Annotated in this window: 27 protein-coding genes and 3 tRNA genes; 23 read left to right on the top strand and 7 right to left on the bottom strand. The window is 41.6% G+C overall.

The window, feature by feature from the left end; genetic code table 11:
• Positions 1-600 precede the first annotated feature (600 nt).
• The 4 genes from F959_RS15760 to F959_RS15745 all read left to right on the top strand — a co-directional run bounded on the left by F959_RS15760 (position 601) and on the right by F959_RS15745 (position 2,906).
• Positions 601-1,053 (top strand): hypothetical protein, encoded by a 453-nt coding sequence (locus tag F959_RS15760; RefSeq protein WP_004882080.1) that lies wholly within the window; start codon positions 601-603, stop codon positions 1,051-1,053.
• 185 nt (positions 1,054-1,238) lie between these two features.
• On the top strand, positions 1,239-1,904 hold the full coding sequence (locus F959_RS15755; RefSeq protein WP_004882079.1) for a pseudouridine synthase: 666 nt from the start codon (positions 1,239-1,241) through the stop codon (positions 1,902-1,904).
• Between the two features lie 24 nt (positions 1,905-1,928).
• The gene (locus F959_RS15750; protein ID WP_017196903.1) at positions 1,929-2,411 is read left to right on the top strand and encodes a GNAT family N-acetyltransferase; all 483 of its coding nucleotides are present in this window, start codon (positions 1,929-1,931) and stop codon (positions 2,409-2,411) included.
• A 126-nt stretch (positions 2,412-2,537) separates the two neighbouring features.
• Positions 2,538-2,906 (top strand): ribonuclease E inhibitor RraB, encoded by a 369-nt coding sequence (locus F959_RS15745; protein ID WP_004882076.1) that lies wholly within the window; start codon positions 2,538-2,540, stop codon positions 2,904-2,906.
• 124 nt (positions 2,907-3,030) lie between these two features.
• On the opposite strand, the gene F959_RS15740 is transcribed toward F959_RS15745, so the two are convergent.
• A complete protein-coding gene (locus F959_RS15740; RefSeq protein ID WP_004882075.1) occupies positions 3,031-3,498 on the bottom strand; it encodes an Lrp/AsnC ligand binding domain-containing protein in 468 nt (155 codons plus the stop codon).
• Positions 3,499-3,637: 139 nt separating this feature from the next.
• On the opposite strand from F959_RS15740, the gene F959_RS15735 reads away from it, so the two are divergent.
• The 4 genes from F959_RS15735 (at position 3,638) to F959_RS15720 (ending at position 8,016) form a co-directional block, all read left to right on the top strand.
• The gene (locus F959_RS15735) at positions 3,638-4,894 is read left to right on the top strand and encodes a D-amino acid dehydrogenase (protein WP_004882071.1); all 1,257 of its coding nucleotides are present in this window, start codon (positions 3,638-3,640) and stop codon (positions 4,892-4,894) included.
• A gap of 24 nt (positions 4,895-4,918) precedes the next feature.
• The gene (alr, locus tag F959_RS15730; protein ID WP_004882070.1) at positions 4,919-6,022 is read left to right on the top strand and encodes an alanine racemase; all 1,104 of its coding nucleotides are present in this window, start codon (positions 4,919-4,921) and stop codon (positions 6,020-6,022) included.
• A gap of 10 nt (positions 6,023-6,032) precedes the next feature.
• A complete protein-coding gene (locus F959_RS15725) occupies positions 6,033-6,392 on the top strand; it encodes a RidA family protein (RefSeq protein WP_004882068.1) in 360 nt (119 codons plus the stop codon).
• A 190-nt stretch (positions 6,393-6,582) separates the two neighbouring features.
• Positions 6,583-8,016 carry an amino acid permease gene (locus tag F959_RS15720; protein ID WP_004882066.1) on the top strand — a complete coding sequence of 478 codons (1,434 nt, stop codon included), beginning with the start codon at positions 6,583-6,585 and terminating at the stop codon, positions 8,014-8,016.
• A gap of 75 nt (positions 8,017-8,091) precedes the next feature.
• Here the strand turns inward: F959_RS15720 and F959_RS15715 are convergent, their stop codons facing one another.
• The gene (locus F959_RS15715) at positions 8,092-8,973 is read right to left on the bottom strand and encodes a LysR family transcriptional regulator (RefSeq protein ID WP_004882065.1); all 882 of its coding nucleotides are present in this window, start codon (positions 8,971-8,973) and stop codon (positions 8,092-8,094) included.
• A 165-nt stretch (positions 8,974-9,138) separates the two neighbouring features.
• On the opposite strand from F959_RS15715, the gene F959_RS15710 reads away from it, so the two are divergent.
• The 7 genes from F959_RS15710 (at position 9,139) to F959_RS15680 (ending at position 17,745) form a co-directional block, all read left to right on the top strand.
• The gene (locus F959_RS15710; RefSeq protein WP_004882063.1) at positions 9,139-10,656 is read left to right on the top strand and encodes a CoA-acylating methylmalonate-semialdehyde dehydrogenase; all 1,518 of its coding nucleotides are present in this window, start codon (positions 9,139-9,141) and stop codon (positions 10,654-10,656) included.
• A 12-nt stretch (positions 10,657-10,668) separates the two neighbouring features.
• Positions 10,669-11,559 carry a 3-hydroxyisobutyrate dehydrogenase gene (gene mmsB / locus F959_RS15705; protein WP_004882062.1) on the top strand — a complete coding sequence of 297 codons (891 nt, stop codon included), beginning with the start codon at positions 10,669-10,671 and terminating at the stop codon, positions 11,557-11,559.
• 85 nt (positions 11,560-11,644) lie between these two features.
• Positions 11,645-13,294 carry an AMP-binding protein gene (locus F959_RS15700; protein ID WP_004882061.1) on the top strand — a complete coding sequence of 550 codons (1,650 nt, stop codon included), beginning with the start codon at positions 11,645-11,647 and terminating at the stop codon, positions 13,292-13,294.
• Between the two features lie 11 nt (positions 13,295-13,305).
• Positions 13,306-14,433, top strand: a complete 1,128-nt coding sequence (locus F959_RS15695; protein WP_004882058.1) for an acyl-CoA dehydrogenase family protein — start codon at positions 13,306-13,308, stop codon at positions 14,431-14,433.
• 21 nt (positions 14,434-14,454) lie between these two features.
• On the top strand, positions 14,455-15,228 hold the full coding sequence (locus F959_RS15690; RefSeq protein ID WP_004882056.1) for an enoyl-CoA hydratase: 774 nt from the start codon (positions 14,455-14,457) through the stop codon (positions 15,226-15,228).
• A gap of 14 nt (positions 15,229-15,242) precedes the next feature.
• Complete coding sequence (locus F959_RS15685) at positions 15,243-16,265, top strand: enoyl-CoA hydratase/isomerase family protein (RefSeq protein ID WP_004882055.1); 1,023 nt, start codon at positions 15,243-15,245, stop codon at positions 16,263-16,265.
• Positions 16,266-16,383: 118 nt separating this feature from the next.
• Positions 16,384-17,745 carry an MFS transporter gene (locus F959_RS15680; RefSeq protein ID WP_004882052.1) on the top strand — a complete coding sequence of 454 codons (1,362 nt, stop codon included), beginning with the start codon at positions 16,384-16,386 and terminating at the stop codon, positions 17,743-17,745.
• A gap of 54 nt (positions 17,746-17,799) precedes the next feature.
• Here the strand turns inward: F959_RS15680 and F959_RS15675 are convergent.
• The 3 genes from F959_RS15675 to F959_RS15665 form a co-directional block, all read right to left on the bottom strand.
• A tRNA-Gly gene (locus F959_RS15675) sits at positions 17,800-17,875 on the bottom strand.
• A 44-nt stretch (positions 17,876-17,919) separates the two neighbouring features.
• Positions 17,920-17,995: transfer RNA gene (locus F959_RS15670), tRNA-Gly, on the bottom strand.
• A gap of 44 nt (positions 17,996-18,039) precedes the next feature.
• A tRNA-Gly gene (locus tag F959_RS15665) sits at positions 18,040-18,115 on the bottom strand.
• 242 nt (positions 18,116-18,357) lie between these two features.
• Here F959_RS15665 and F959_RS15660 point away from each other — a divergent pair.
• From F959_RS15660 to F959_RS15640, 5 genes are all read left to right on the top strand, one after another.
• A complete protein-coding gene (locus tag F959_RS15660; RefSeq protein ID WP_004882051.1) occupies positions 18,358-18,666 on the top strand; it encodes a BolA family protein in 309 nt (102 codons plus the stop codon).
• Positions 18,667-18,675: 9 nt separating this feature from the next.
• Positions 18,676-19,068 carry a SirB2 family protein gene (locus F959_RS15655; protein WP_004882049.1) on the top strand — a complete coding sequence of 131 codons (393 nt, stop codon included), beginning with the start codon at positions 18,676-18,678 and terminating at the stop codon, positions 19,066-19,068.
• Between the two features lie 82 nt (positions 19,069-19,150).
• Positions 19,151-19,993 carry a ParA family protein gene (locus F959_RS15650; RefSeq protein ID WP_004882046.1) on the top strand — a complete coding sequence of 281 codons (843 nt, stop codon included), beginning with the start codon at positions 19,151-19,153 and terminating at the stop codon, positions 19,991-19,993.
• Positions 19,994-20,002: 9 nt separating this feature from the next.
• Complete coding sequence (locus F959_RS15645) at positions 20,003-20,395, top strand: hypothetical protein (protein WP_004882044.1); 393 nt, start codon at positions 20,003-20,005, stop codon at positions 20,393-20,395.
• A gap of 209 nt (positions 20,396-20,604) precedes the next feature.
• Positions 20,605-21,195, top strand: coding sequence for a LysE family translocator (locus tag F959_RS15640; protein ID WP_017196902.1), 591 nt, complete (start codon positions 20,605-20,607; stop codon positions 21,193-21,195).
• A 1-nt stretch (position 21,196) separates the two neighbouring features.
• Here F959_RS15640 and F959_RS15635 read toward each other — a convergent pair whose 3' ends face one another.
• Entirely contained in the window at positions 21,197-21,841 is a 645-nt protein-coding gene (locus tag F959_RS15635) for a DedA family protein (protein ID WP_004882040.1), read from the bottom strand.
• Positions 21,842-22,078: 237 nt separating this feature from the next.
• Between F959_RS15635 and F959_RS15630 the strand changes: the two genes are divergently transcribed.
• Positions 22,079-22,501 carry a DoxX family protein gene (locus F959_RS15630; protein WP_004882039.1) on the top strand — a complete coding sequence of 141 codons (423 nt, stop codon included), beginning with the start codon at positions 22,079-22,081 and terminating at the stop codon, positions 22,499-22,501.
• A 143-nt stretch (positions 22,502-22,644) separates the two neighbouring features.
• Positions 22,645-23,013 carry a NirD/YgiW/YdeI family stress tolerance protein gene (locus tag F959_RS15625; protein WP_004882037.1) on the top strand — a complete coding sequence of 123 codons (369 nt, stop codon included), beginning with the start codon at positions 22,645-22,647 and terminating at the stop codon, positions 23,011-23,013.
• Between the two features lie 46 nt (positions 23,014-23,059).
• Here F959_RS15625 and F959_RS15620 read toward each other — a convergent pair whose 3' ends face one another.
• The gene (locus F959_RS15620; protein ID WP_171054747.1) at positions 23,060-24,286 is read right to left on the bottom strand and encodes a DUF445 family protein; all 1,227 of its coding nucleotides are present in this window, start codon (positions 24,284-24,286) and stop codon (positions 23,060-23,062) included.
• Between the two features lie 435 nt (positions 24,287-24,721).
• Here F959_RS15620 and guaA point away from each other — a divergent pair, with 435 nt between their 5' ends.
• Positions 24,722-26,290 (top strand): glutamine-hydrolyzing GMP synthase, encoded by a 1,569-nt coding sequence (gene guaA / locus F959_RS15610; RefSeq protein ID WP_004882034.1) that lies wholly within the window; start codon positions 24,722-24,724, stop codon positions 26,288-26,290.
• The last annotated feature ends 106 nt before the right edge of the window (positions 26,291-26,396 follow it).

Raw genomic sequence — 26,396 nt, 5'->3', positions numbered from 1 at the left:
TCAGTTTATCTCGAAAATGTGGCTTTTCCTCAGCTGATTCATGATTAAAATTTCGATTAAATATGCTTTGGTTAGAATTTTTATATGATTAATTTGTGAAGTATGGGAAAAAATTCGGATTATAAATATAGATATGCAAAATTATTTTATTATTGGCTAAAAATACCATTTTTTAGGAAAACAATCCCATCAGCTTCCCCCTAAACTATATCGCAAGGGTGTGAAAGGGATCGAAAAGAGTAGCATGCACCGACGCTTACAAAGCAAGTGTGTACTTACCCAAAAGGTCTCGATTCGGCTTAGGACGCTATAGATCAAAAGTTTATAGGCAAAGGTTATGGCTTACAAAGTCATAGGTGTTGAAGTAAACAACCTCTGTTTTCCCTTGATACCCTAAAAAATTTAATCTCAACAGAATATGACCAATCAGATATAAATAATAAAAACTAGATCAAGAAAACTAAAATCGAATGTGAAATAAATCGTTAAATCTTCTAATTTTGAATATAAGTCGCTGTTTTTATATTAAAAAACAAAATGATATAATTTGCCTAAAGTTAAAATCAAAAGATGATCATACTGGAATAGGTCAGAAAAATAATGAATGAATTCGATCTAAAAATACGTTATCCGCACCAAACAGGTCGTAATGATGCTGATCATTTAGGTGCATTTGACAGTGAAACAATTCTGAAAAGGTTTGATGCAATTGCTTGGCGACAGCAGTTAGTCCGTCAGTTGCAATTAGATGGTGCGAGTACCAGTTTTATCGTTACAGATGAACGTTCAGGGCAAACCATTCGAATTATCTTGGATGCTTTTGCTAAAACGCAGCATTTAGAATTTAAACTGGAAAGTAATATTCCTGTTTTAATTGCAAAAAAGGATGTTTTTGGGCTGCTGACACGAAAAACAAAAGACAGTATTTCATTTAAACATTTAACGCAAAGTCGTGCCAAAGAATATCTACTTGCATTTATGCATGGTGAAATAGCGGAACTAGAAACGCTATATCGTGAAAATTTAAGCAAGCCAATGAAGTCGGCTTCTTAATGAATCAATAACAAATCATGAAACCAGATGAATAAATGAGATCAAAGATTCTTTATTCATCACACCTGCTAAAAATAAAAAATCATTGTAGCCGAATGGTTTGGTTGTTCTATCGAGCGGGATGGTTAAATTCCCAAGATAAGCCGCTATAATCATTTGGCTTTTTTGAATCTGTTTTATGTCCCATGCCGTTAAATGACAATTTTATCTATATGCCACCGCAAGAACCTTTAGAGATCTTGTATGAAGATGATGATTTAGTGGTGGTTAATAAGCCTGCAGGTTTATTGTCGGTGATGGGGCGATTGCCAGAGCATCAGGACAGTGCTTATTTACGCGTTTTGGAAAAATATCCAACTGCCAAAGTGACGCACCGTTTAGATATGGCGACCTCTGGTTTGTTGATGTTCGCCAAGCATCGAGAAGCCGAAGTCGCGGTCAGTAAAATGTTCCAAGCGCGGACAGTCAAAAAATACTATGTTGCACTGGTTCAAGGACAAATTCAGGCAGAAGGGAGTGTAGAAGTCCCATTGATCACGGATTGGGAAAATCGTCCACGTCAGATGGTGCATTTTGAGTTAGGGAAATCTGCCAAAACCTTATTTCAGTTGATGGATTATGATGCTGTAACGGATCAAAGTCGGGTGCGTTTAGAGCCTGTGACTGGTCGCTCGCATCAGCTCCGCGTGCATATGATGCATATTGGTCATTCGATTATGGGCGATAAACTTTATCATCCCGAACCTACCAAATTTCATTTAAAACGGATGGCATTACATGCGGCTTATCTCGCATTTCAACATCCCTTGAACATGCAGGCGATAGAAATCCGCTCTGATGTGCCATTTTAGTATTGAGAAGAAATGGAAAATACTATGCAGGCAATTCAGCAAACGCATTGGACAAATTTAACTGCTGAACAACAAGCTCAATTGAAAGCACTTTTATTAGAAGCTGATCCCAGTTGGGAGCACATCTCAACATATCTTTTTGATGCGAAGATTTTTGTCGTGTGTAATGCCGAAAATGAATGTATTGCGCAGCTATGTTTGCTCGAAAATCATGATCAAGCTGAGATTAAAAACTTAACAGTAGCGGGTGCTTTTCAGGGACAAGGAATTGCTAAGGCGCTCATTCGACATGCGATTGTATATGCCAAGCAACGATCAACAGCATCGATTATCGTTAAAACAGGCAATTCTAGCTTAGATCAGTTGGCACTCTATCAAAAATGTGGTTTCCGAATGTCGCACATTGAGGTCGATGTTTTTAAAGATTACCCAGAGGCAATCTATGAACATGGTATTCGTTGTTTAGATCAAGTAGTACTGATGATCCAACTCAGTCAAGCTAAGTGATTCTATAAGGCAATTTTGATTATTTTTTAACTACAATAATGATATCGACAGGTCTAAAAACTGACATAAAAATAGGTTAATCTATAGCCAAACAATCAAATCCAAAACATAACAAAGGATACTCATATGACACGCGACTATGATCAATTCCCTGATAACGATAATGGCAATGTACTCTGGCAAATGGTTGAAGATGGCAATGACCTGAGCGAACCGCATGAAGTTGAGTTTTCGGTTGTCTTTGCAAAACAAGAACAAGCGGAAAAGTGTGCATTGCACCTATTACACCAAGAGCAAAAAATCTCCTTGTATCAAGAGGAGCTTCATTCAGATGGTTCTGATTTATGGGTGCTGAATATCCATGTCAACATGATCCTAGAATATGAAGATATTGAAGATCTAGAAGAATGGATGACCCGTATCGCTCAAGAGTTTGGCGGTGAATACGATGGCTGGGGTTGTATGAGCTATATCTATGATGAAGAAGATGAATAGCAGCAGCCTGAATGATTAAAAATATCAGTTCGCTCGTCATCATTTGGAGATTCTTAATTTAAGAATCTCCTCTAAGCTTTTATTTCAATAACAGGATCATTCGCCCTCAAGCACTTTAAATCACTTATACACCCATATCGAGATATAAGCTTTCTTTCACTTCTTCCATCACCACATAACTATGTGATGAGGCCGAAGCAGGTAGTTTCTTTAATAAATCACCTAATAGTCGGCGATAGGCGCTCATTTCTTTGAGTCTTGCTTTAACAAGATAGTCAAACTCACCAGAAATCAAATGGCATTCCAATACTTCTGGAATATCGACCAAATCTCGAGCCACTTGGTCAAATACATCACCAGATTTTGCGGAAAGTTTGATCTCAAGAAACACTAGTAGATTACGATCGACCAGTTCTGGGTTCAGACGAGCATAATAGCCGATGATGATCCCTTCCCGTTCTAAGCGTTTAACACGTTCTGAACAAGGTGTGGTCGATAAGTTGACACGAGAAGCCAGTTCACTAATCGCGATCCGTCCTTCGCGTTGCAGAATATCTAAAATTAGGCGATCAATACGGTCTAATTTACGCATAGATTATTCCCTTTTATTTTAATTTTTGCATGACAAAAAATATGAATTACCTAGATTATAAGCATAAAAACAGTCAAATAAACTATTGATCCAAAAATATACTAGTTAAATAAACTAGTGTGTGCGTGAGGGATCTGTTATGCGCGTAATCGTTTTAGGAAGTGGTGTCATTGGTGTAGCAAGTGCTTACTACCTAGCGCAACAAGGTGCTCAAGTGACTGTACTTGACCGTCAATCTGGCCCTGCCAAAGAAACTAGCTTTGGTAATGCAGGACAAATCTCCCCAGGATATTCAACGCCGTGGGCTGCTCCCGGCATTCCATTTAAAGCTGTTAAATGGATGTTCCAACATCACGCACCGTTGGCAATTAATATTGATGGCAGTATGTGGCAGCTTCAGTGGATGGCACAGATGCTGAAAAACTGTAACCCACAAAGTTATGCGGTGAATAAAGAGCGCATGATGCGTGTGGCGGAATACAGTCGTGATTGTTTACGTGATTTAAGAGAACAAACAGGTATTAACTACGAAAATCGTGCTAAAGGAACGCTACAGATTTTCCGTAATGAAGCCCAACTTGAAGCTGTACAGCGAGACATTCAGGTACTCAAAGAGTGTGGCGTTGATTTTGATTTATTAAATGCACAACAACTCGGGTCAGTCGAGCCTGCATTGGCACATAACGATCATTTGGTGGGTGGCTTACACTTACCTAATGACGAAACAGGCGACTGCTTTCTGTTTACCAATGCGTTGGCAAAACTAGCGCAAGACCTAGGTGTTGAGTTCAAGTTTGATCAAAACGTTGAAAAACTGATCGTTGAAGGTGATGAGATCAAAGGCGTTATGGTCGATGGAGCAGTTTTAACAGCTGATCGTTTTGTCTTGGCATTTGGTAGTTACTCGCGTGATTTCTTAAAACCGTTAGAGTTAAATCTGCCAGTTTATCCAGTCAAAGGTTATTCACTCACGATTCCAATTGTTGAGCCGAAATTTGCACCACAATCTACGGTACTCGATGAAACTTATAAGGTTGCGATTACTCGTTTTGATCAGCGGATTCGTGTGGGTGGTATGGCTGAATTAAGTGGTTTTAATTTAGGTCTCAATCAAGATCGCCGTGCAACATTGGAAATGGTGACGCAAGATTTATTCCCAGGCGGTGACTTGAAACAAGCATCTTTCTGGACAGGTCTTCGTCCAATGACCCCTGACAGCACACCAATCATCGGAGCAACACAGTATAAGAATCTATTCCTCAACACAGGACATGGAACTTTGGGTTGGACGATGGCATGCGGATCTGGAAAACTGATCAGTGACCTTGTGTTAAATCATCGTACCGACATCAGTACAGATGGTTTATCGATTCAGCGTTATTCACACGCGGCATAGTAACGAATTACAAGGAAGTTCATTATGCCTCGTCCAATTACCGCAGTTATTCATCAGCAAGCGTTAACTCAGAATCTAGCTGTTGTTCGGCAGTCTGTGCCGAATAGCAAGGTTTTTGCTGTGGTCAAAGCCAATGCCTATGGGCATGGAATTGAGCGTGTTTATTCGTCATTTAAAAGCGCCGATGGTTTTGCTTTACTCGATATTGAAGAGGGCATACGGTTACGCGCTTTAGGATGGACAGGCCCAATTTTACTGCTTGAGGGTATTTTTTCTCCTCAAGACTTGTTTGATTGTGCTCAATATCAGCTTAGTTTTACCATTCACAATGAGCAACAAATCGAATGGTTGCAGCAGCACATTTATCCTGCCCAGTTTGATATTTTTCTCAAAATGAACAGTGGAATGAACCGTTTAGGCTTTAAACCACAGCAGTATCGTAAAGTCTGGCAACACCTAAATAGCCTCCCAAATGTGGGCAAAATCACCCATATGATGCATTTCTCTGATGCAGACGGTGAGCGGTTTGGGCATGTCGGCATAGATTATCAAATCAAAGAATTTGAAGCTGCAATTCAATATCTTCCGGGTGAAAGATCCGTCAGTAATAGTGCTGCGATCCTACGATACCAAGATCAACTTCAGTCCGATTATGTACGTGCAGGCATCATGCTGTACGGCAGCTCTCCTGACTTTCCCAAACATAGCATTCAAGATTGGGGGCTTGTGCCGACCATGAGCTTACGCAGTGAGTTAATTGCGGTGCAGCATCTCAATCCGAAAGAAAGTGTGGGTTATGGCTCAAGCTTCGTCGCTGAACGAGCAATGAAGATTGGCATTGTGGCATGTGGTTATGCCGATGGTTATCAGCGTATTTCACCGACTGGAACACCTGTGTTGGTCAATGGGATTCGGACGCGAACCATTGGTCGTGTCAGCATGGATATGTTGGCAGTCGATTTGACGCCAGTTGAGGATGCTGAAGTCGGCAGTGAAGTGGTGCTTTGGGGTAAATCCCACACAGGAACAATTTTATCCATTGATGATGTAGCAGCGGCTTCAGGCACAGTCGGTTATGAACTGATGTGTGGAGTCACTGCGCGTGTTTCATTTATAAATCAGCAATAAGGAAAGAACAGTGTCTCATTCAGATATCCAAAAGATAAATACCAATGAAGTGATGAGTGCCGTAACGGTATTTAATAAGGTGGTGTATTTATCTGGGCAAGTACCCAAAAATGCAGATCTTGATATCGAAGCTCAAACGCGCGAAGTGCTTGCGACCATTGATACGTTATTGGCATCGGCAAATACAGATAAATCTCGTTTATTGTCAGCACAACTCTTTATCAAAGATTTATCGGATTTCCAAACGGTGAATACGATATGGGTTGATTGGTTAAAAGGTTGTGTCGCTCCCTCGCGCGCGACCATTCAAGCGGATTTAGTCAATCCGAAATGGTTAATCGAAATTGCAGTTGTTGCAGCACAAAAATAAGGCAATCAGCCTTATTTTTGCTTAAAGAATATTAAAAAAGAAGAAAAGTAACGTATTTGCTATAGCTAAAACTAAGTCAGATACGTATTTTCTTGCAAACAGAATGGATTGGTTATTTTAAAAGACAGCTGGGAATAGCGCATAAATAAGCAGCCAATCCATTTAGGAAGTAGTAAAAGGAACTTTTGTTATGACGGTTATTCATAATCAGTCAGAAGGTGAACAAGCACCTCAAGACTTACAACGGAAATTATCCAATCGCCATTTGCAATTGATTGCGATCGGTGGCGCGATTGGTACAGGTCTCTTTATGGGATCTGGCAAAACCATCTCCCTCGCAGGGCCATCCATCTTGTTTATTTACATGATTATTGGCGGCATGTTTTTCTTTTTAATGCGTGCTCTCGGTGAATTGTTACTGGCAAATTTACAGTACAAATCTTTCGTAGATATGGCGCATGATTTAATCGGGCCTTGGGCTGGCTATTATTTAGGTTGGACGTATTGGCTCGGTTGGGTGCTGGTTGGTATTGCTGACTTGGCCGCAGTGATTAACTATCTTGGTTTTTGGTTACCTGACGGCACAACCTTTACCCCGATAGGGCAGGCGGCGATTAGCGCGGGCTGCGTATTGTTTGTATTGGCCCTCAATTTACTTACAGTCAAATTGTTTGGTGAAGTCGAATTTTGGTTTGCACTGATTAAAATCCTCGCGATTATTGGTTTGATTGCGATTGGTGGTTACATGATTTTCAGTCACTTTACCGCACCTCATGGCACAGTGGCATCACTCAGCAATATTTGGTCGCATGGCGGGATGTTCCCGAAAGGTGCTGAAGGCTTCTTGGCAGGTTTTCAGATCGCCGTATTTGCCTTTGTCGGGGTCGAGTTAATTGGAACAACAGCGGCGGAAACCAAAGACCCGCACAAGAACCTTCCAAAAGCGATCAATGCTATTCCGATTCGTATCATTTTATTCTATGTGCTGGCATTGCTTGTGGTGATGGCGGTTACACCGTGGAATAGTATTAGCCCAGATAAAAGCCCATTTGTAGAGTTGTTCATGAATGCAGGTATTGTGACATCAGCAATCATCATGAACTTGGTGGTGCTTTCATCAGTAATGTCATCGATGAACAGTGGTGTATTCTCTACCAGTCGTATGTTATTTGGTTTATCTAAAGATGGACAGGCACCAAATGCGTTTGGTCGTTTGTCCAAAAGTGCGGTTCCTGCCAACGGTTTGATTTTCTCGTGTGTATTCATCATGGGTGGCGCAGTACTTCAGTACTTTGTCCCAAATACGATGGAAGCATTTACCTTAGCTAGTTCTTTATGCGTGATTCTATTTATCAGTGTGTGGAGTCTAATTATGGTCTGCTATATCCGCTATCGTAAGTTACGCCCAGAATTACATGCACAATCAAATTTCAAGATGCCAGGCGGCGTGTTTATGTCTTATGTGGTGATTGCATTCTTGCTATTTGCTTTGGTGATTTTGGCACTTGAGCCTGACACCTTAAAAGCATTGTATGTCAGTCCATTGTGGGTGGTCATTTTAGCGGTGACCTATCAATTGTTATATAAGCCACGTATGCGCAAACTCCGTGGTGAACTAGCTTAACTAGCTATTGCATATCTCCCATAAAAAGAGCTGACTACGAAAGATCAGCTCTTTTTCTATTTGCCATTTAGTATCTTAATCGACTAGTAAATGTTGATATTTATCAGCTTGTTTACGTAAGTAATCCCAAACCAGTTTGATCCGTGGCTCATGCTGTAAATCCACGAAAGTTAGCATCCAAAAGGTATGATTAAAACGGACTTGTTCAGCGAGTACATCATTTAGTTCGGTTTTATCGTGCGCTAAAAACTTGGGCAAAATGGCCAATCCAGCACCTGCGCTGACCGCAATTTGTTGAGCCAAAATACTGCTGCTTCGGAAATTTGCTGTCAGTTTGAGAGGAAGGCGCTCTAAGCAATACAGTTCAGGACTATAGACCAGATCATCAATATAGTTGACGAAGCGATGTTGAGTTAAATCTTCTAAACGTCGAATCGGTGGATTTTGTGCTAAATAATTTTTACTGCCATATATCTTTAGAGAATAGTCTGACAACCGCGTAATGATATATGGCCCAGATGTAGGACGGTCAATTGACACTACAATATCGGCTTCACGATGCGACAGCTTAATCATCTTGGGTACAGGGATAAGATCGATAGTGAGCAAAGGATAATGAATCGAAAACTCGGCAAGTAGACGTGCAAGAAATGCCGTACCAAAACCTTCAGGTGTGCCAATTCGCACACGGCCTTGCAAAGGTTGATGTGGTTTTTCGATTTGTAGAAAGGCCTGTTCCATCTGCTCAACTCGTGGAACAAGGGCTAATCCTTCCATCGTTAGTTCATAGCCAGAAGCTTCTCGCTTAAACAACGTCGTGCCTAAAGTCAGCTCCAAAGCCTGAATCCGTCGCGCTACAGTGCTGTGTTCAACACCGATTACCCGTGCTGCATTGGTCAAAGTCTTGGTTCTCGCCAAGACCAAAAAAAATTGTAGATGATCCCAATCCACTTTCATTTTTATTGTATTCCCTGTGCATATTTGCACATCAATCGTGCATGAATTTGCGTTGGTGGTCAAAGCATTCTTTGCTAGTCTCGAACAAACGTTAAAAAAAGAAAATACGACGAATCGCTATTTTCGACAATGTGAACACAATAAAAATAGGCCTATGGAGAGGTTATGAATACAATCCAGAAAATCGAGCTGGAAACAGCAAAGCTACTCATTAATGGACAATTTATCGAGTCTGAAACACAGCAATGGCAAGATATTGTCAATCCTGCAACTCAAGAAGTGATTGGTCGTGTGCCATTTGCTACGGTTCAGGAAGTTGATGCTGCCATTCAAGCTGCACAAGATGCATTTGCGTCTTGGCGTCAAACGCCGATTCAGGCACGTATGCGTATCATGTTGAAGTTACAAGACTTGATCCGCACCAACATGAAAGAAATTGCACGCGTGCTGACCGCTGAACAAGGTAAAACTTTGGCGGATGCAGAAGGCGATATTCAACGTGGCCTAGAAGTGGTTGAGCATGCTTGCTCAGTCGGTACATTACAGATGGGCGAATATACCGAAGGTGTTGCTCGTGGTGTCGATACCTATACCTTGCAGCAACCTTTGGGTGTTTGTGCTGGGATTACCCCATTTAATTTTCCTGCCATGATTCCATTGTGGATGTTCCCAATGGCAATCGTTTGTGGCAATACCTTTGTCCTCAAACCATCTGAGCAAGATCCACTTTCGACCATGATGTTGGTCGAACTGGCGATTCAAGCAGGCGTTCCAGCAGGTGTACTCAATGTAGTACATGGTGGTAAGGAGGTCGTAGATCGCTTATGTATCAATCCGCTGATTAAAGCAATTTCTTTTGTTGGCTCAACCGCAGTTGGAACCCATGTGTATAACCTCGCAGGGCAGCATGGCAAACGTGTGCAGTCGATGATGGGTGCAAAAAACCATGTGGTGGTCATGCCTGATGCCAACAAAGAACAAACGCTAAATGCCTTAGTCGGTGCTGCATTTGGTGCAGCAGGGCAACGTTGTATGGCGCTTTCAGTTGCCGTCATGGTGGGCGAAAGTCAGCAATGGGTACAAGAGTTGGTTGAAAAGGCCAAAACCTTAAAAGTAAATGCAGGGCATGAGCCAAATACAGATATTGGCCCTGTGATTTCTAAACGTGCCAAAGCCCGTGTAATGGATCTGATCAACAGTGGTGTTGAGCAAGGTGCTGAACTTTTGTTAGATGGTCGTGATGTTCAAGTGCTTGGTTATGAGTCGGGTAATTTTGTTGGCGCAACGATTTTTAATGGCGTGACAACTGACATGCGCATTTATAAAGAAGAAATCTTTGGGCCTGTGCTAGCGATTATTTCGGTCGATAGTTTGGACGAGGCGATTGCTTTAATCAATGCCAATCCATTTGGTAATGGTGTGGGTTTATTTACCCAAAGTGGCGCGACGGCACGTACTTTCCAAAACTTAATCGATATTGGTCAAGTGGGCATCAATATTCCAATTCCTGTGCCTGTTCCATTCTTTAGTTTTACGGGTTCAAGAGGCTCAAAACTGGGTGATTTAGGTCCGTATGGCAAGCAAGCAGTGCAGTTCTATACGCAAACCAAAACCATTACCAGTCGTTGGTTTGAAGACAGCCACGAAGTGGGCGGTGTAAATACCACCATTAGTTTACGTTAAGGGGAATCAGGGATGAATATTGCCTTTATCGGTTTAGGAAATATGGGCGGCAGAATGGCCCACAACCTGCTCAAAGCAGGGCTTACAGTTTATGGTTATGACCTGAGTGAAGTAGCCAATCAGCACTTTGCCGAAGCAGGTGGTGTGGTGTGCGACAGTCCACAAGCAGCTGCCAAACAAGCGGATGTAGTGATTACCATGTTACCTGCTGCAAAGCATGTCAAAGAGGTTTATCTCGGAGAACATGGTGTGCTGGAAACATTGAAAGCAGGTGCTTTATGTATTGACAGCAGCACGATCGACCCTAAAACCATTCAAGATATTGCTGAGATTGCACACAGTAAAAATATCAAGATTTGTGATGCTCCTGTTTCTGGCGGAACCATTGGTGCTCAGGCAGGTACGTTAACGTTCATGGTGGGCGCAGATGAGTCCACCTATCAAGCGGCTAAAGCAGTGCTTGGTCATATGGGGAAAAATGTCATCCACTGTGGCGATGTTGGTGCTGGGCAAATTGCCAAAATCTGCAATAACCTCATTCTCGGTATTTCCATGACTGCTGTGGCTGAGGGCATGGCACTCGGTGTGAAGCTTGGCATTGATCCAAAAGCGTTGGCTGGCGTAATCAATACATCAAGTGGGCGCTGTTGGAGTTCGGATGTGTGTAATCCGTGGCCGCATATTAGCGAAAATGCTCCAGCTTCTCGTGGCTATCAAGACGGTTTCGCGACACAACTGATGTTGAAAGATTTAGGTCTTGCTGTTGAAGCCGCAGGTCAGGTCAAACAGCCCATTCTATTAGGCGGTATGGTGCAGCAGCTCTATCAACAAATGTGTATGCGTGGAAATGCACATTTAGATTTTTCGAGCATTATTCACCAATATTTGCCTGAAGAAGCTTAAACAATACAAAGCCATAGGATGGCTTTTCAATCAATAAATGAAACTCTGTCGTAAATAACAACAAATCCAGACTGAGGGAATAGAGATGCTCAATTATAAAGATGTGGCACAAACTTTTGATTTTGAAAGTACGGCTCAAAAAATGCTGTCAGGTTCGTTAGATGCACTCAATGCGTGTTTTGAGTGTTGCGACCGACATGTAGATGGTGAAAAAGTGGCGTTGTATTGGCAAGGCAAAGATGGGCGTAAGGTGCAGTATACCTTTCGTCAATTGCAACAATGGTCGAGCCAATTTGCTAACTTTTTAAAATCTCAAGGCGTGCAGGCAGGCGATCGTATTTCGGGATTATTGCCAAGAACCCCTGAATTATTGGTCACGATCTTTGCTGCGTGGCGAATTGGTGCCGTATATCAACCGCTGTTTACGGCATTTGGCCCGAAAGCGATCGAACATCGTATTCAGCTTGCACAAAGTAAGTTGGTGGTGACGGATGTGGTCAATCGCAGCAAGCTTGATGAGGTTGAACATTGCCCAGCGATTGTGACGGTTGCTGATGCTGAAGGTTCAGTGCTTAATCCAAGTGATTTTAACTTTTGGCAAGTTTTAAATCAGCAGTCTAATCAATGTGAATTGGTCATGCGTAATATTCAAGATCCCTTTTTATTGATGTTTACCTCTGGGACAACTGGGCCAGCCAAACCACTTGAAGTGCCTTTGAAAGCCTTACTTGCTTTTGGTCGATATATGCAAGATGCGATTGGCTTAACTGAAGATGATGCGTTTTGGAATATTGCTGATCCGGGTTGGGCTTATGGTTTGTATTACGCTATTACTGGGCCGTTATTCTTAGGGCATGCAACTTTGTTCTACGAAGGTGGCTTTAGCACCGATAGTCTGTGTCAAATCGTGAAGGACTATCAGATTACTAATTTGGCAGGAGCACCAACGGCTTATCGCATGATGATGGCTGCCGATCCCGCACAAATGGCAGCGTTAAAAGGACAATTTCGTGTCGTCAGTAGTGCAGGAGAACCGCTCAATCCTGAAGTGATCCGTTGGTTTAGACAGGTACTTGATGCACCGATTTATGACCATTACGGACAAACTGAGGTGGGCATGGTGGTGTGTAACCATCATGGTTTAGATCATGAAATCCGTGAGGGTGCGGCAGGATTCCCTAGTCCGGGCTATCGAATTGCAGTTGTCAATGAACAGGGTGAGGAACTCCCGCCTGATACTGCTGGGATTCTAGCAGTGGATATTAGCCAATCGCCGATGATGTGGTTTGGTGGCTATAAAGAAAGTCGCAAATCACCTTTTGTTGGTCATTATTACTTAACAGGTGATACCGCTGAACTGCACAGTGATGGCAGCATGAGTTTCGTTGGGCGTAGTGATGATGTGATTACTACATCAGGTTATCGAATTGGCCCATTCGATGTTGAGAGTGCGTTGTTGGAACACGATGCCGTTATCGAGGCTGCTGTAATCGGCGTGCCTGATCCAGATCGTACCGAGTTGGTGAAAGCCTTTGTGATTTTGGCTACAGGGGTGCAGTCTACCGCTACACTTGCTGAGGAACTCAGTCAGTTTGTGAAAAAACGTCTTTCTGCACATGCATATCCGCGTCTGGTTGAGTTCGTAACGGAATTACCCAAAACACCAAGTGGCAAGATTCAACGTTTTTTATTGCGTAATCAGGAAATTGCTAAGCAACAAGCAAAAGCAGGATAAAGGAAGTAACGATGCAATTTACTGAAGAACAATTGTTAATTCGTGATATGGCGAAAAGCTTCGCTCAAGAACAAATTAAACCAAATGCCAGCGATTGGGATCGTGATGGCACTTTTCCCAAAGCAGCACTAGCGCAAATGGGGCAGCTTGGTTTTATGGGGATGCTTGTTACAGAGCAATGGGGTGGGTCAGATACGGGCAATTTGGCCTATGTGTTGGCACTGGAAGAAGTGGCTGCGGCTGATGGTGCAACGTCGACCATTATGAGCGTACATAATTCGGTGGGCTGTGTACCGATTTTAAAGTTTGGTAATGACGAGCAAAAAGAACGCTTTTTAAAGCCCTTAGCCCAAGGAGAAATGATCGGAGCATTTGCTTTAACCGAACCACACACAGGTTCGGATGCTGCAGCCATCAAAACTCGCGCAGTTAAAGATGGTGATGATTATATTCTGAATGGCGCAAAGCAGTTTATTACCTCGGGTCATAATGCAGGGGTGATTATCGTCTTTGCCGTGACTGATCCGAGCGCAGGTAAAAAGGGTATTAGCGCCTTTCTCGTGCCACGTGATACACCCGGGTATGAGGTCATTCGTGTCGAAGAGAAATTAGGTTTACATGCTTCGGATACCTGTCAGATTGCTTTGACCGATGTACGTGTGCATAAAAGTTTGATGTTGGGTAAAGAAGGCGAGGGTCTGAAAATTGCACTTGCCAATTTAGAAGGCGGTCGTATCGGAATTGCAGCACAAGCAGTGGGTTTGGCGCGTGCAGCTTTAGAAGAAGCAACACACTATGCCAAAGAACGTCTGACATTTGGTAAACCAATTTTCGAGCATCAAGCGATTGCCTTCCGTCTTGCCAGTATGGCAACAGAGATCGAAGCTGCAAGACAACTGGTTCATTATGCTGCACGTCTCAAAGAAGCGGGTCAGCCTTGTTTGAATGAAGCATCAATGGCCAAATTATTTGCTTCTGAAATGTCAGAGCGTGTCTGTTCAAGTGCCTTACAGGTTTTTGGTGGTTATGGCTATCTGAAAGATTTTCCAATCGAGCGAATTTATCGTGATGCACGAATTTGTCAGATTTATGAAGGTACTAGCGATATTCAACGTTTAGTGATCGCACGTAGTCTATAAAACTCAAACAAGGATTGAATGATGCAGTGGCAAACTATTTTCTTGGAAAAGCGTAATGGTGTTGGGTTAATTACCCTCAATCGTCCTAAAGCCTTAAATGCGCTAAACAGTGAATTGATCAGTGAAGTGAATCAAGCCCTCGACCAACTGGAAAAGGATCGTGAGATTGGTTGTATGGTGTTGGCTGGTTCTGAAAAAGCATTCGCAGCGGGGGCGGATATTAAGGAAATGGCACAGCTGAATTTTCCTGATATTTATTTTGATGATTTTTTTCATCTTGCAGATCGAATTGCTCAACGTCGTAAACCTCTGATTGCCGCAGTAAGTGGTTATGCTTTGGGCGGTGGCTGCGAATTGGCATTGATGTGTGACTTTATCTATTGTGCTGAGAATGCCAAATTTGGGTTGCCTGAAGTCACTTTGGGTGTGATTCCTGGGATCGGTGGTACGCAACGTTTAACTCATGCGATTGGTAAAGCCAAAGCCATGGAAATGTGTTTGACAGCACGTCAAATGGGTGCTGTGGAAGCAGAGTTAAGTGGTCTGGTTGCGCGAGTATTCAATAAAGAAGATTTACTCGAACAAACGCTAAAAGCTGCTGAACAAATTGCGACACGCTCACTCACTGCCAACATGATGTTGAAAGAAACCATTAATCGTGCATTTGAAGTCAATCTGACTGAGGGCTTACGCTTTGAACGACGTATGTTCCATTCGATTTTTGCGACTGCGGATCAAAAAGAAGGCATGCAAGCGTTTGTTGAAAAGCGGCAGGCAAACTTTAAAAATCAATAAAGAGAACGATAAAAATGAATACAGAACATCTCATCATTGAGCAGCAAGGTGCTCTTGGCATCATCAGCTTAGATCGGGTAACACATTTGAATGCGTTATCTTTAGAAATGATCGAAGGGATTCGTACACAACTCGAACTTTGGCGAAATGATGCAGCTATTCAAGCAGTTTTGATCAAGTCGAATAGTCCAAAAGCTTTCTGTGCAGGTGGAGATATTCGTTATCTCTATGATAGCTATCAAAAAGGCACGGCAGATCACCAAGTTTATTTTAGTGCCGAATATCAAATGCTGACCACAATCCGCGAATATGAAAAGCCAGTGGTGGTTTTGCTGGATGGTTATGTCTTGGGTGGCGGATTTGGTTTAGCACAAGCCTGCCACATTATTGTGAGTAGCGAAAAGTCCCGTTTTGCGATGCCTGAAACAGCAATTGGTTTTTTCCCCGATGTGGGAGCGACCCATTTTCTATCTCGATTAGATGATATTGGCGTTTATATGGCGATCACAGGCGAGCAAATCAGTAGTAGCGATGCGCTCTATTTAGACCTGATCGATTACCATGTACCTAGTGAAAAACTTCAAGCCTTACAAGATGCACTGATCGCTGAAGGCAGTCTTAATCAACAAAATATCGAACACATTGTCAGTTGCTTTATTACACGCCCTGCGGAGAGTGAGCTAAAACAGTTGTCGGATGCCATTCGTCAACATTTTGGTTTCCAGCATTTGGATGAAATTGAGCAAAGTCTGGCGAATGAACAAGATGAGAAATTGCAGCTGTGGGCAAGCAAAATGCTTAATCTCCTACAACAACGCTCATTTATCGCTAAACAGACCAGTTTAAAGCTACAACATCTCGGACGCGGATTGTCATTGCAGCAATGCATGCAACTTGAGCGTGATTTGCAGGATATTTGGTTCGAACATGGCGATTTCATTGAGGGTGTACGTGCGTTGATTGTTGATAAGGACAAACAACCACAATGGAAAAAACAGAATCTTGAACTTGAGCAAATTTTAGAAAAATTGAGCTAATCACTCACCCATTGAATTGATCTTAAAGGAGAGTAACAGACATGCAATTCGCTTATGGTTCAATAGGACCATAAGGATAAAAATTCAGAATAAAAATTTCCAAGAAAGGAAAATGAAGATGCAAACATTACATGGAAACGGTTCAAATTCTAAAAAGTCATCCCATCGATTGGCGGGTATCTCCAGTATGGTCGGAACTACGATTGAGTGGTATGACTTTTTTATCTATGGTGCGGCAGCAGCGCTGATTTTTAATAAATTATTCTTCCCAAATCTTGATCCTCTGACAGGCGTTCTTGCCGCATTTGGCACCTATGCTGTGGGTTTTATTGGACGGCCTCTTGGTGGTTTGGTATTTGGTCATTTTGGTGACAAAATCGGTCGTAAATCCATGTTGTTATTAACATTAATGTTGATGGGGATTCCGACGGTACTGATTGGACTGTTACCGACTTATGAGTCTATTGGATATTGGGCTGCAATTTGCTTAGTCGTCTTACGATTTATTCAAGGTATGGCGATGGGTGGTGAATGGGGCGGTGCGGTACTCATGGCCGTTGAACATGCACCCGAAGGTGGTAAAGGTTTCTGGGGCAGTTTACCTCAAGCCAGTACAGGTGGCGGCTTATTACTCGCATCAGTTGCACTTGGATTAGTCTCATTATTACCCGAACAAGCATTATTCAGTTGGGGTTGGCGTATTCCTTTCCTTGCAAGTATTGTCTTGCTGGCAGTGGGTTGGTATATCCGTGTTAAAGTGCCAGAGTCACCTGATTTTGAAAAAGTAAAACAGCAGGCGGAAGAGGTTAAAATTCCTGCTTTACAAGTATTTAAACAACATCCGAAGCAATTGATTTCTATTATTCTAGCGCGTGCTGCTGAAAATGCTTGGTTTTATCTTGCTTCAACCTTTACCTTGGCGTACACCACGACTCAGCTTGGTGTTCCACGACAAGACATTTTATTCGCAACGATGTGCGGTGCTGTGGTGATTTTATTTATGACGCCGTTATGCGGACATTTGTCAGATAAAGTCGGTCAACGCAATATGTTCATGTTTGGGCTATGTGTGTTGGCGCTCTATAGCTATCCATTCTTTAGTATGCTCAATACCAAAGACCCTGTCTTGGTTTGGACGGCAATTGTCTTGGCAATCGGTGTGGTTTTTCCGATTATGTATGCACCCCAAGCACAGTTATTCGCACGTCAGTTCCCTGCGGAAATCCGCTATAGCGGAATCTCGATTTCGGTACAGTTGGCGGGAGTTCTTGGCGGTGGGATTGCACCATTGATCGCTACAAAATTATTGAGCATAGGTGGAGGAAATCCTTATCTCATTATGCTGTATATCGGATCAATGGCTATTGTTGCGATTATTGCGACAAGTTTTATGCCGAGGGATAAGCATTATTCTAGCCAACATGCTCATTCTTCCGAAAAAAGATTGGATATGGATGCAAAGATGACTGAACATTCCTAAGTGAATGTATCATATAGAAAAAGGCCCTAATATGTCGATTAGGGCCTTTGAATTTGGAGCGGGAAACGAGACTCGAACTCGCGACCCCAACCTTGGCAAGGTTATGCTCTACCAACTGAGCTATTCCCGCATATTGAGCAGTTTTTACTAAAACTTACACTTAAAAAACCAATCTGGAGCGGGAAACGAGACTCGAACTCGCGACCCCAACCTTGGCAAGGTTATGCTCTACCAACTGAGCTATTCCCGCATATTGAGCAGTTTTTACTAAAACTTACACTTAAAAAACCAATCTGGAGCGGGAAACGAGACTCGAACTCGCGACCCCAACCTTGGCAAGGTTATGCTCTACCAACTGAGCTATTCCCGCGTGCCAGCTATAATACATTAAGCAAAACAAGGGTCAACAACTTTATGCAAAGAAAATGTTTAATTGCATAAAATAAAAGCACTTCTTCATAATAAAGCTGAAAAAGTCGAGAATTTTCCGAAAAAAATTGAATGCTCATGGTCATTTAGCCACTGCTGAAGCCATGTGAAATGCCAACAGACCGAGCTGTTTCTGTCATGTATAATGATTGCCTATCTCAATCTGACCTTACAGAGTGACTGATGAACTTAGAACAACAGTTAATTGAACGCTTACAAACATTAGCACCTAGCCATCTTGAAGTAATCAATGAGTCTGCTGGGCATGGTGGATATTTCCCGGGGAAAGAATCACATTTTAAAGTGATTGTAGTAAGTGAAGAGTTTCAAGGTCTGCGCTTAGTACAACGCCATCAAAAAATTTATGCGGTTGCTGCCGAACTCATGAGTCCAGGTCGTATCCATGCATTAGCGATTCACGCTTATGTTCCAAGCGAGTGGCAAGGTCAAGCACCTGCAAGTCCTGAATGCGCACACGCACCTAAGGCATAAGGATTGATTATGGATGCTCATTTAATTACCAAGATTGTGCATATGTCTGCGGTGAGTTTATTGATTCTCGTGTTTGTTGCTCGAGCAGCGACATTGTTTATTGGCGTACAGGGTCAACAACCCAATATTAACTCGCGTAAAAGCTTAGTCGGTTTACAACATTTGTCTCTGACTCTGATCATTGTTACGGGCGCGGTTTTACTGTTTATGAAGAACTTTGTAGTTGAACCATGGTTCTACGCCAAAGTCATTTTATTTTTTGTCCTATGGTCATCCATGAGCAAAACCTACAAGCAAGATAGCAATGTTTTGTTGGTACAACGCCGTGCTGGATTATTGATCAGCACAGTGGCTTTGATAGGTATCCTTGGCTTGGTGATGATTAAACCTGTTTTTGCGTAATTGTTTGACATTGTTTTAGTAATTGTTTTGGCACTAGGTTAAACTGCGTGCAGTTTACAAAAAAATCTTGTAGAGGGAAGTCATGTTAACGCGTGTGGTATTTAACCAAAAAGGTGGTGTAGGGAAATCAAGTATTACGATTAATTTAGCAGCTATTAGTGCTAAACAAGGTTTTAGAACCTTAGTGATCGATCTTGATCCACAAGCAAACTCTAGCCAATACCTTTTGGGTGAAGATGCGACATACTCTGCGGATAAAGCGGCATTAGAGCCAAATATTGAAAATTTCTTTGAAGATGTGCTAGGTGCAACGCAACAAAAGGGCTTGATTGGCAATGCGATTGGCTCGATTTTAAAAGCACCGCGCGGTAAAGGCTTAGATAGCTATGTGCACCGCACCTCTTTTGAAAACTTGGATGTGATTCCAGCAAGCCCAAGCTTAGGCGCGCTCGAGCACGCTTTAGAAAGTAAGCATAAGATTTATAAATTACGTGATTCGATTCAATCGCTCAGTGCTCGCTATGATCGTATCTATATCGATACACCGCCAGCCTTTAATTTCTTCACTTTATCGGCCTTGATTGCGGCCGACCGTGTCTTGATTCCATTTGATTGTGACGTGTTCTCGAAACGTGCGTTACAAACTTTGATTGAAAATGTTATCGAAACCCAAGATGATCATAATGATCGCTTAGAGATTGAGGGTATTGTCGTTAATCAGTACCAGTCTCAAGCAAAATTACCTCGTGAAGTGGTTCAACAGTTGAAAGATGATGGCTTACCTGTATTAGAGGGAATGTTACCGCCGTCTGTATTAATGAAAGAATCACATCAAAAGAATTTACCCTTGATTCACTTAGCATCTGAACATAAGTTGACCCTTGCTTATGTCACTTTGTTCAATGAGATTGAATCAAAGAAATAAGAGAATCTTATGAAACGCTTATATTGGATGCCTGTGTTGGCAGCTACGATGTTATTAGGTGCATGTGCATCAACGGTTAAACCGACTTATGTCTCTCCAACACAGTATCAAGCGCTGAATTGCCAACAGTTACAAGCTGAGTACAACCGTATTCAGCTTTACATCGACAATGGTGTACAAACACCAAAACGCACAGGTGTCGGTGTGGGAGTCGGACTTGGCGGTGGCTGGGGTAGTCGTAGTGGTTGGGGCTTTGGGCCATCTATTTCGGTGAATATGGGTCAATCAATGAATACCAAAAACACTGAACTCTCGAAAGTTTTAGGTCAACAAGATGCCATTGTGCAGGCTGCGCAGTTCAAAGGTTGTCCAATTATCGTCAAGCCGCATCCAAAATCATAACAAAAACAGGTTTATCACTCGTGATCTTACGAGTGATAAATAACAAAATTTTAGCAAAATGTTTCAAGTTAAATGTAATAATAACAATAATTTATTGATTTTTAACCTCTAATTTTTCTGCTTTTTATCGTTCATTTTTCCGCTAAAACTTGTTTGTTTGAACCAAATTCGTATAAGGTTGCGACCATGTGTGGTCATTTGGTATCTGTATGATTGAGAGTTGGTTTTTTGTTTTGGCGATGATAGCGGTATTACTCATTCCCGGACCTACGAATGCGTTATTGGCCAGTTCAACACATCAACACGGCTTTGTTAAAACCATGTCTTTCATTCCAGTGGAATGGTTAGGTTATACTTATGGTATTGGTTTATGGGCACTCTTCATTCATTTATTTGATCCGATTTGGCCTGCTTTACACCTCATTTTGCATGTATGTAGTGTGATCTATGTATTGTGGCTTGCTTTCCATTTATGGAAAAGTTCACATCTACAGAAGCATTATCAAAATCATCAGCAAATCAAAACGTATCAACTATTCTTATCAACCCTCAAGAACCCAAAGACATTGTTATTGGCAGCAGGGATATTTCCAGATGAAACATGGAACTCTGTTGAAAATACAGCATGGGTATTAGGTGTCTTTACCCTTGTATTAATTCCAGTTTCTTTATTTTGGATGATGTTCGGACGGGCATTATTGACAGGAAGTTTGATTGGAATCAAAGCCGACCATTTATATAAAGGATCGGCAATGTTATTAATCGTTTGTATGCTACCAATGGTGTTTCGTTTTTTCTAAATTAAGCTTTGTGGCTTTTACGGCTATTGAGTTTTTGGCGGATAAAACCAATCACACCCGGTAATACGCTGATAATGATGATACCGAAAATTAAATGAGTGAAATTATCTTTCACGATTGGCATATTACCGAATAAATAACCAAGCGTAATAAAAGAAGCAATCCAGCAGAATGCACCGATCACGTTATAAGTCAGGAAAAACTTATAATTCATGCTGCCTGCGCCCGCAACAAATGGCGCAAAGGTTCGTGCAAACGGCACAAAACGAGCAAAAATAATGGTTTTACCGCCATGACGTTGAAAGAATTCTTGTGTTTTTAACAAATGTTGCTTATTGATTAAGCGAGAGTTCGTTTCAAACACGCGCGGGCCAACATATTTACCGATATGGTAGTTGAGTGTGTCACCCAATACCGCAGCGATAAATAATAAAACACCAAGTAACCATGGATCCATTGCACCTGTAGAGGCAGCAAGCGCACCAGCGGCAAACAGTAAGCTGTCACCCGGTAAGAATGGCATAACCACTAAACCAGTTTCGACAAAGATAATCAAAAAAAGAATGGCATAAATCCAGATGCCATAATTGGTAATAAATTCTAAAAGATGTTCGTCAACGTGCAGAATAAAATCAATGAGTTCCATGAAGGTGTGAGCAGTATAAATTTGAACTAAATCCTAGCAGTGCATCTATAGAATGTCAGTATAAAAAGCAAATTAATTGGTAACTTTAGTTGATGATACAAATAAAGAATTTTGCTGATAAATTGAGCTATATTGTTCTAAATATAGAATGATGCATTAACAAATATGGTGTTTATTGCAAATTATAAGATACATAAACTGTTCTCATGTTAAAAAACAAACAGTGTGGAATTTATTATGTTTAATCCGAATGTTGTTGTAAAAAATATTGTTAATCAATCAGGCGTAGATAATGTGGTTACGCTGGTTGCCCGTATTCTTATGGCTTATATCTTTATTATCGCTGGCTGGGGCAAATTAACAGCTTATGGTGCTACAGCAGGTTATATGGAATCAATGGGGGTGCCGGGAGCGCTATTACCTCTAACGATTCTCGTTGAGTTTGGTGGTGGTCTCGCGTTACTTTTTGGTTTCCAAGCGCGCTTGGCAGCATTTGGCTTAGCCGTGTTTAGCATTATTACTGCGTTCATCTTCCATAGCGGTGATGATCAAATGCAACAAATCAACTTTATGAAAAACTTAGCAATGTCAGGTGGTTTGTTCTATTTGATGCTACATGGCGCAGGTCGTTTTAGTCTTGATCATGCGATTGAAAAATAACAGATTCACTTGATTGTTGTATGAGACCCCACTCCATCAGTGGGGTTTATCATATCTATACATTACGGTTGATTACAAACCGAAGCCGACATTCGAGTATAAATCTGTTTAGATAATAGTGTGTTAAAAGAATAGAGAGTGTTATGAAAAGAAGCTTGCTAGGATTAGGTTTTGTAGTTTTATTCGGTTTATCTGCGCCATCATGGGCAGGTAAAGATGATCATGTTATTTTAAAAGAAGCTTTAAATAATGTTGTGACCGTGAGTCAAATAGCTAAATTAGCTGATGAAACAGGTGTGACGCTGACAGGGCAAATCACCAAGCATGTGAAGAGTGATCATTACGAATTAAAAGATAAAAGTGGCACGATTGGTGTCGAGATTGATGATGATATTTGGCAGCGTGCTGGCTTAAAAGTTGGAGACCATGTCCGTGTGGTTGGCGAAGTGGATACACATCGCTATAAACCGACAGATGTTGAAGCGATCACTGTTGAAAAGCTTGCACATTAAGCAAGAAAAAAGGAAGCAGCAGCTTCCTTTTTTATGATCGCAATTTTTATAACATGAAGTGAATTTGCATTTCCCCAACAAGGAAACCCAACACAGCACCCACAATAATCAAAGACCATTCATCTTCTTTAAATGCAGGGCGGAGCATACCTTCAAACTCTTCAGGACTAAGTTTCTGCATCCGTTCAACCAGTGTATTACGAACATTCATTGCATCTTCAGCATAAGATTCAACATAGCGCATAGTATCTGGAAGCTGTTTTAAAATACGCTCAGCAACTTCTGATTTAAGGTTTTGGTATTTCTCACCACCAATCGCATAAACCACCAATGGACGCACAATACCTGCTTGTAAATCAATTTCTTGTTTGACGTGACGGCTGACTAATTCAATCACTTTGTCTGAGTGCGTCCCAGAGAAAAGTTCTTCCATCATGTTGCGTGATGTTAGTAATTGTTTTGAGATCAAAGCAGCATAATCTGCGGCAACCTCGTTTTGACGTTTAATGAATAAACCTTGCCATGTGTAGCCCAGCACTTTCTTTGGATATAACGGGCGGAACATCATTTGTAGCGCCATCCAGTCACTGAAGAAACCGACAAAGCCACCAAACATTGGCAACATCCATGGGTATTTACCTTGCGTCACGATCCAGCATAGCATTTGAACAACACCAATTGCGAAACCAAAAACAAAGCCGACATTACTAAAAAATTTGAATTCTTGTTTGCCGACTTTTTTAAAGATTTCGTTGAGGAGGCGTTTATCTTTGAGCAGATTGTTGACGACCATGTGTTTGATATCGAAGTATTTAGCAACATCTTTTTGTACTTCACCCATGATATGTTCAACGATTTCAGGCGCTTTGGCTTGCACACGTTTGATCAGTTTTTGACGTGCAAACTCTGGCATGCCTTCCCATAAACCGGGTTGATATTGTTGCGCAACTTCACGGGTAATATCTTCGGCAGCTGCCATGAGAGGTTTTTCGATTTCTTGTGCGATACGCTTTGGATCTAATCGTGCAAAAATTTCTTCAGGTTTGATGAGCTTGGAGGTCATCAGTTCAACCGCAGTGGTTGCCATTTTTTCTGCTTTACGAGGAACGATTCCCTGCCATCCAATTGGAAGACCAAATAATCTAAACCCTTTAAATTCAAGTGGTGCGAACATCATTTGGATCGCAATCACTTTGGTTATATAACCAATAAAGCCACTAATAAATGGGATCGAAATATATAACCAGAAATTCTGATGAAAATCCGCAATCATTTCTTGAAACATTATTGTATTGGTCCTTCAAGTCCTAATTGTTGCTCGTGGTCGGGCAAGCGATAGAGGATAGTGAAATATTTTAGGACATTGGCCAGTTCACCAATATCTTTAGAATTTTTAGTTTTCCTTGTATCAAGGACATCGCAATCACATGAAAGGAAACGATGAGTTCGATTGAATACCTTTCCATGGTAATGCATATTTTTCGATTCATCATCTTAGCACCAATTTTTGTTTTGTGTTGAGCATAATTGACAAGAAATGTTGATTTAACTCGCTTAAATAGACTCTTTACTGTGAAATTTTAGTTTAAATATCAGTGCTAATTGACAACAAAATCTAAAAAGTAAGATAGATGATGAATTGCGGTGCGCCAATGCATGAAAAATGTTAGAATATGGCGCTTAATTCATTTGTCTTTTATGATTCGCCATGACGACCAATACTCAAATTACTGAAGATCGTATCCTTATTTTGGATTTCGGCTCTCAATATAGCCAGCTCATTGCACGTCGTGTACGTGAAGCAGGTGTCTACTCTGAAATGTTTGCATTTGATATGTCTGAAGAAGACATTCGTGCATTTAATCCGAACGGGATTATTTTGTCAGGTGGTCCTGAGAGTGTACATGAAGAGGGTAGCCCACGCGCACCTCAAGTTGTATTTGAACTTGGTGTACCAGTTTTGGGTATTTGCTATGGTTTACAAACCATGTCTGAACAGCTTGGCGGTAAAGTAGAGCCGGGTACAGTACATGAGTTTGGTTATGCAGAAGTTGACATCGTTGTTCGTGATCAATTGATTGGTAACTTACAAGATCGTGAAAACCAATTGCATGTTTGGATGAGCCATGGCGACAAAGTCAGCGCGATTCCTGAAGGTTTCCAAGTGACTGCAAGTACACCAAGCTGCCCATTTGCTGCGGTAAGCGATGAAACTCGTCGTTTCTATGGTGTGCAATTCCACCCTGAAGTAACCCACACAGCGAAAGGTGCTGAATTACTTTCTAACTTTGTGCATAAGATTTGTGGTTGTCGCGGTCTTTGGACACCTGAACACATTATCGACCTTCGTGTAGAACAATTACGTGCACAAATCGGTGATGAAAAAGTTCTTCTAGGTTTGTCTGGTGGTGTAGATTCATCTGTTGTTGCTGCGTTGTTGCATAAGGCAATTGGCGATCAGCTTACATGTGTATTTGTAGACAATGGATTACTTCGTTTAAACGAAGGTGATCAGGTTATGCAAATGTTCGCTGATAACATGGGTATCCGTGTGATTCGTGCTGATGCCGAAGAGCGTTTCCTAACTGCGTTGGCAGGTGAAGTTGATCCTGAGAAAAAACGTAAGATCATTGGTCGTGAATTCATCGAAGTATTTGCTGAAGAAGCACGTAAACTTGATGGCGTGAAATTCTTGGCGCAGGGTACGATTTACCCTGACGTGATCGAATCTGCTGCAAGCAAACAAGGTAAAGCACACGTGATTAAATCACACCACAACGTGGGTGGTTTACCAGAAGATTTAGCGTTTGACCTTGTTGAGCCATTACGTGACTTGTTTAAAGATGAAGTTCGTAAATTAGGTACAACTTTAGGTTTACCTCATAGCATGATTTATCGTCATCCATTCCCAGGTCCAGGTTTGGGTGTGCGTATCTTGGGTGAAGTGAAAAAAGAATATGCAGATATTCTGCGTCTTGCTGATGACATCTTTATGCAAGAGCTTCGTGCAAGTGGTTGGTATGACAAAACTGCTCAAGCGTTTGCAGTATTCCAACCTGTGAAATCTGTAGGTGTTGTAGGTGATGGTCGTCGTTATGCCTGGGTGATTGCACTACGTGCGGTTGAAACCGTTGACTTTATGACAGCGCGTTTTGCTCACTTGCCATACGAATTGGTTGATAAAATCTCAACCCGTATCATGAACGAAATTAAAGATGTTTCACGTGTTGTATATGACGTGTCATCTAAACCACCAGCAACGATTGAATGGGAGTAAATTTGGGCTTTCTAAAATAGATTAAAAAAAGCCGACTTACAAAAGTCGGCTTTTTGCTTTCTATAATGAATTAAGTGTTTGATATTTATTAAATAATCTAACTTAA

The sequence above is a fragment of the Acinetobacter venetianus RAG-1 = CIP 110063 genome, from assembly GCF_000368585.1.
Taxonomy (GTDB): Bacteria; Pseudomonadota; Gammaproteobacteria; order Pseudomonadales; family Moraxellaceae; genus Acinetobacter; species Acinetobacter venetianus.
This window is presented reverse-complemented; position numbering and strand designations above follow the sequence as displayed.

Coding starts and splice junctions, on each gene's coding strand:
- F959_RS15760 (WP_004882080.1), top strand. CDS start 601: ATGAATGAATTCGATCTAAAAATACGTTATCCGCACCAAACAGGTCGT.
- F959_RS15755 (WP_004882079.1), top strand. CDS start 1,239: ATGCCGTTAAATGACAATTTTATCTATATGCCACCGCAAGAACCTTTA.
- F959_RS15750 (WP_017196903.1), top strand. CDS start 1,929: ATGCAGGCAATTCAGCAAACGCATTGGACAAATTTAACTGCTGAACAA.
- F959_RS15745 (WP_004882076.1), top strand. CDS start 2,538: ATGACACGCGACTATGATCAATTCCCTGATAACGATAATGGCAATGTA.
- F959_RS15740 (WP_004882075.1), bottom strand. CDS start 3,498: ATGCGTAAATTAGACCGTATTGATCGCCTAATTTTAGATATTCTGCAA.
- F959_RS15735 (WP_004882071.1), top strand. CDS start 3,638: ATGCGCGTAATCGTTTTAGGAAGTGGTGTCATTGGTGTAGCAAGTGCT.
- alr (WP_004882070.1), top strand. CDS start 4,919: ATGCCTCGTCCAATTACCGCAGTTATTCATCAGCAAGCGTTAACTCAG.
- F959_RS15720 (WP_004882066.1), top strand. CDS start 6,583: ATGACGGTTATTCATAATCAGTCAGAAGGTGAACAAGCACCTCAAGAC.
- F959_RS15715 (WP_004882065.1), bottom strand. CDS start 8,973: ATGAAAGTGGATTGGGATCATCTACAATTTTTTTTGGTCTTGGCGAGA.
- F959_RS15710 (WP_004882063.1), top strand. CDS start 9,139: ATGAATACAATCCAGAAAATCGAGCTGGAAACAGCAAAGCTACTCATT.
- mmsB (WP_004882062.1), top strand. CDS start 10,669: ATGAATATTGCCTTTATCGGTTTAGGAAATATGGGCGGCAGAATGGCC.
- F959_RS15700 (WP_004882061.1), top strand. CDS start 11,645: ATGCTCAATTATAAAGATGTGGCACAAACTTTTGATTTTGAAAGTACG.
- F959_RS15695 (WP_004882058.1), top strand. CDS start 13,306: ATGCAATTTACTGAAGAACAATTGTTAATTCGTGATATGGCGAAAAGC.
- F959_RS15690 (WP_004882056.1), top strand. CDS start 14,455: ATGCAGTGGCAAACTATTTTCTTGGAAAAGCGTAATGGTGTTGGGTTA.
- F959_RS15685 (WP_004882055.1), top strand. CDS start 15,243: ATGAATACAGAACATCTCATCATTGAGCAGCAAGGTGCTCTTGGCATC.
- F959_RS15680 (WP_004882052.1), top strand. CDS start 16,384: ATGCAAACATTACATGGAAACGGTTCAAATTCTAAAAAGTCATCCCAT.
- F959_RS15660 (WP_004882051.1), top strand. CDS start 18,358: ATGAACTTAGAACAACAGTTAATTGAACGCTTACAAACATTAGCACCT.
- F959_RS15655 (WP_004882049.1), top strand. CDS start 18,676: ATGGATGCTCATTTAATTACCAAGATTGTGCATATGTCTGCGGTGAGT.
- F959_RS15650 (WP_004882046.1), top strand. CDS start 19,151: ATGTTAACGCGTGTGGTATTTAACCAAAAAGGTGGTGTAGGGAAATCA.
- F959_RS15645 (WP_004882044.1), top strand. CDS start 20,003: ATGAAACGCTTATATTGGATGCCTGTGTTGGCAGCTACGATGTTATTA.
- F959_RS15640 (WP_017196902.1), top strand. CDS start 20,605: ATGATTGAGAGTTGGTTTTTTGTTTTGGCGATGATAGCGGTATTACTC.
- F959_RS15635 (WP_004882040.1), bottom strand. CDS start 21,841: ATGGAACTCATTGATTTTATTCTGCACGTTGACGAACATCTTTTAGAA.
- F959_RS15630 (WP_004882039.1), top strand. CDS start 22,079: ATGTTTAATCCGAATGTTGTTGTAAAAAATATTGTTAATCAATCAGGC.
- F959_RS15625 (WP_004882037.1), top strand. CDS start 22,645: ATGAAAAGAAGCTTGCTAGGATTAGGTTTTGTAGTTTTATTCGGTTTA.
- F959_RS15620 (WP_171054747.1), bottom strand. CDS start 24,286: ATGATTGCGGATTTTCATCAGAATTTCTGGTTATATATTTCGATCCCA.
- guaA (WP_004882034.1), top strand. CDS start 24,722: ATGACGACCAATACTCAAATTACTGAAGATCGTATCCTTATTTTGGAT.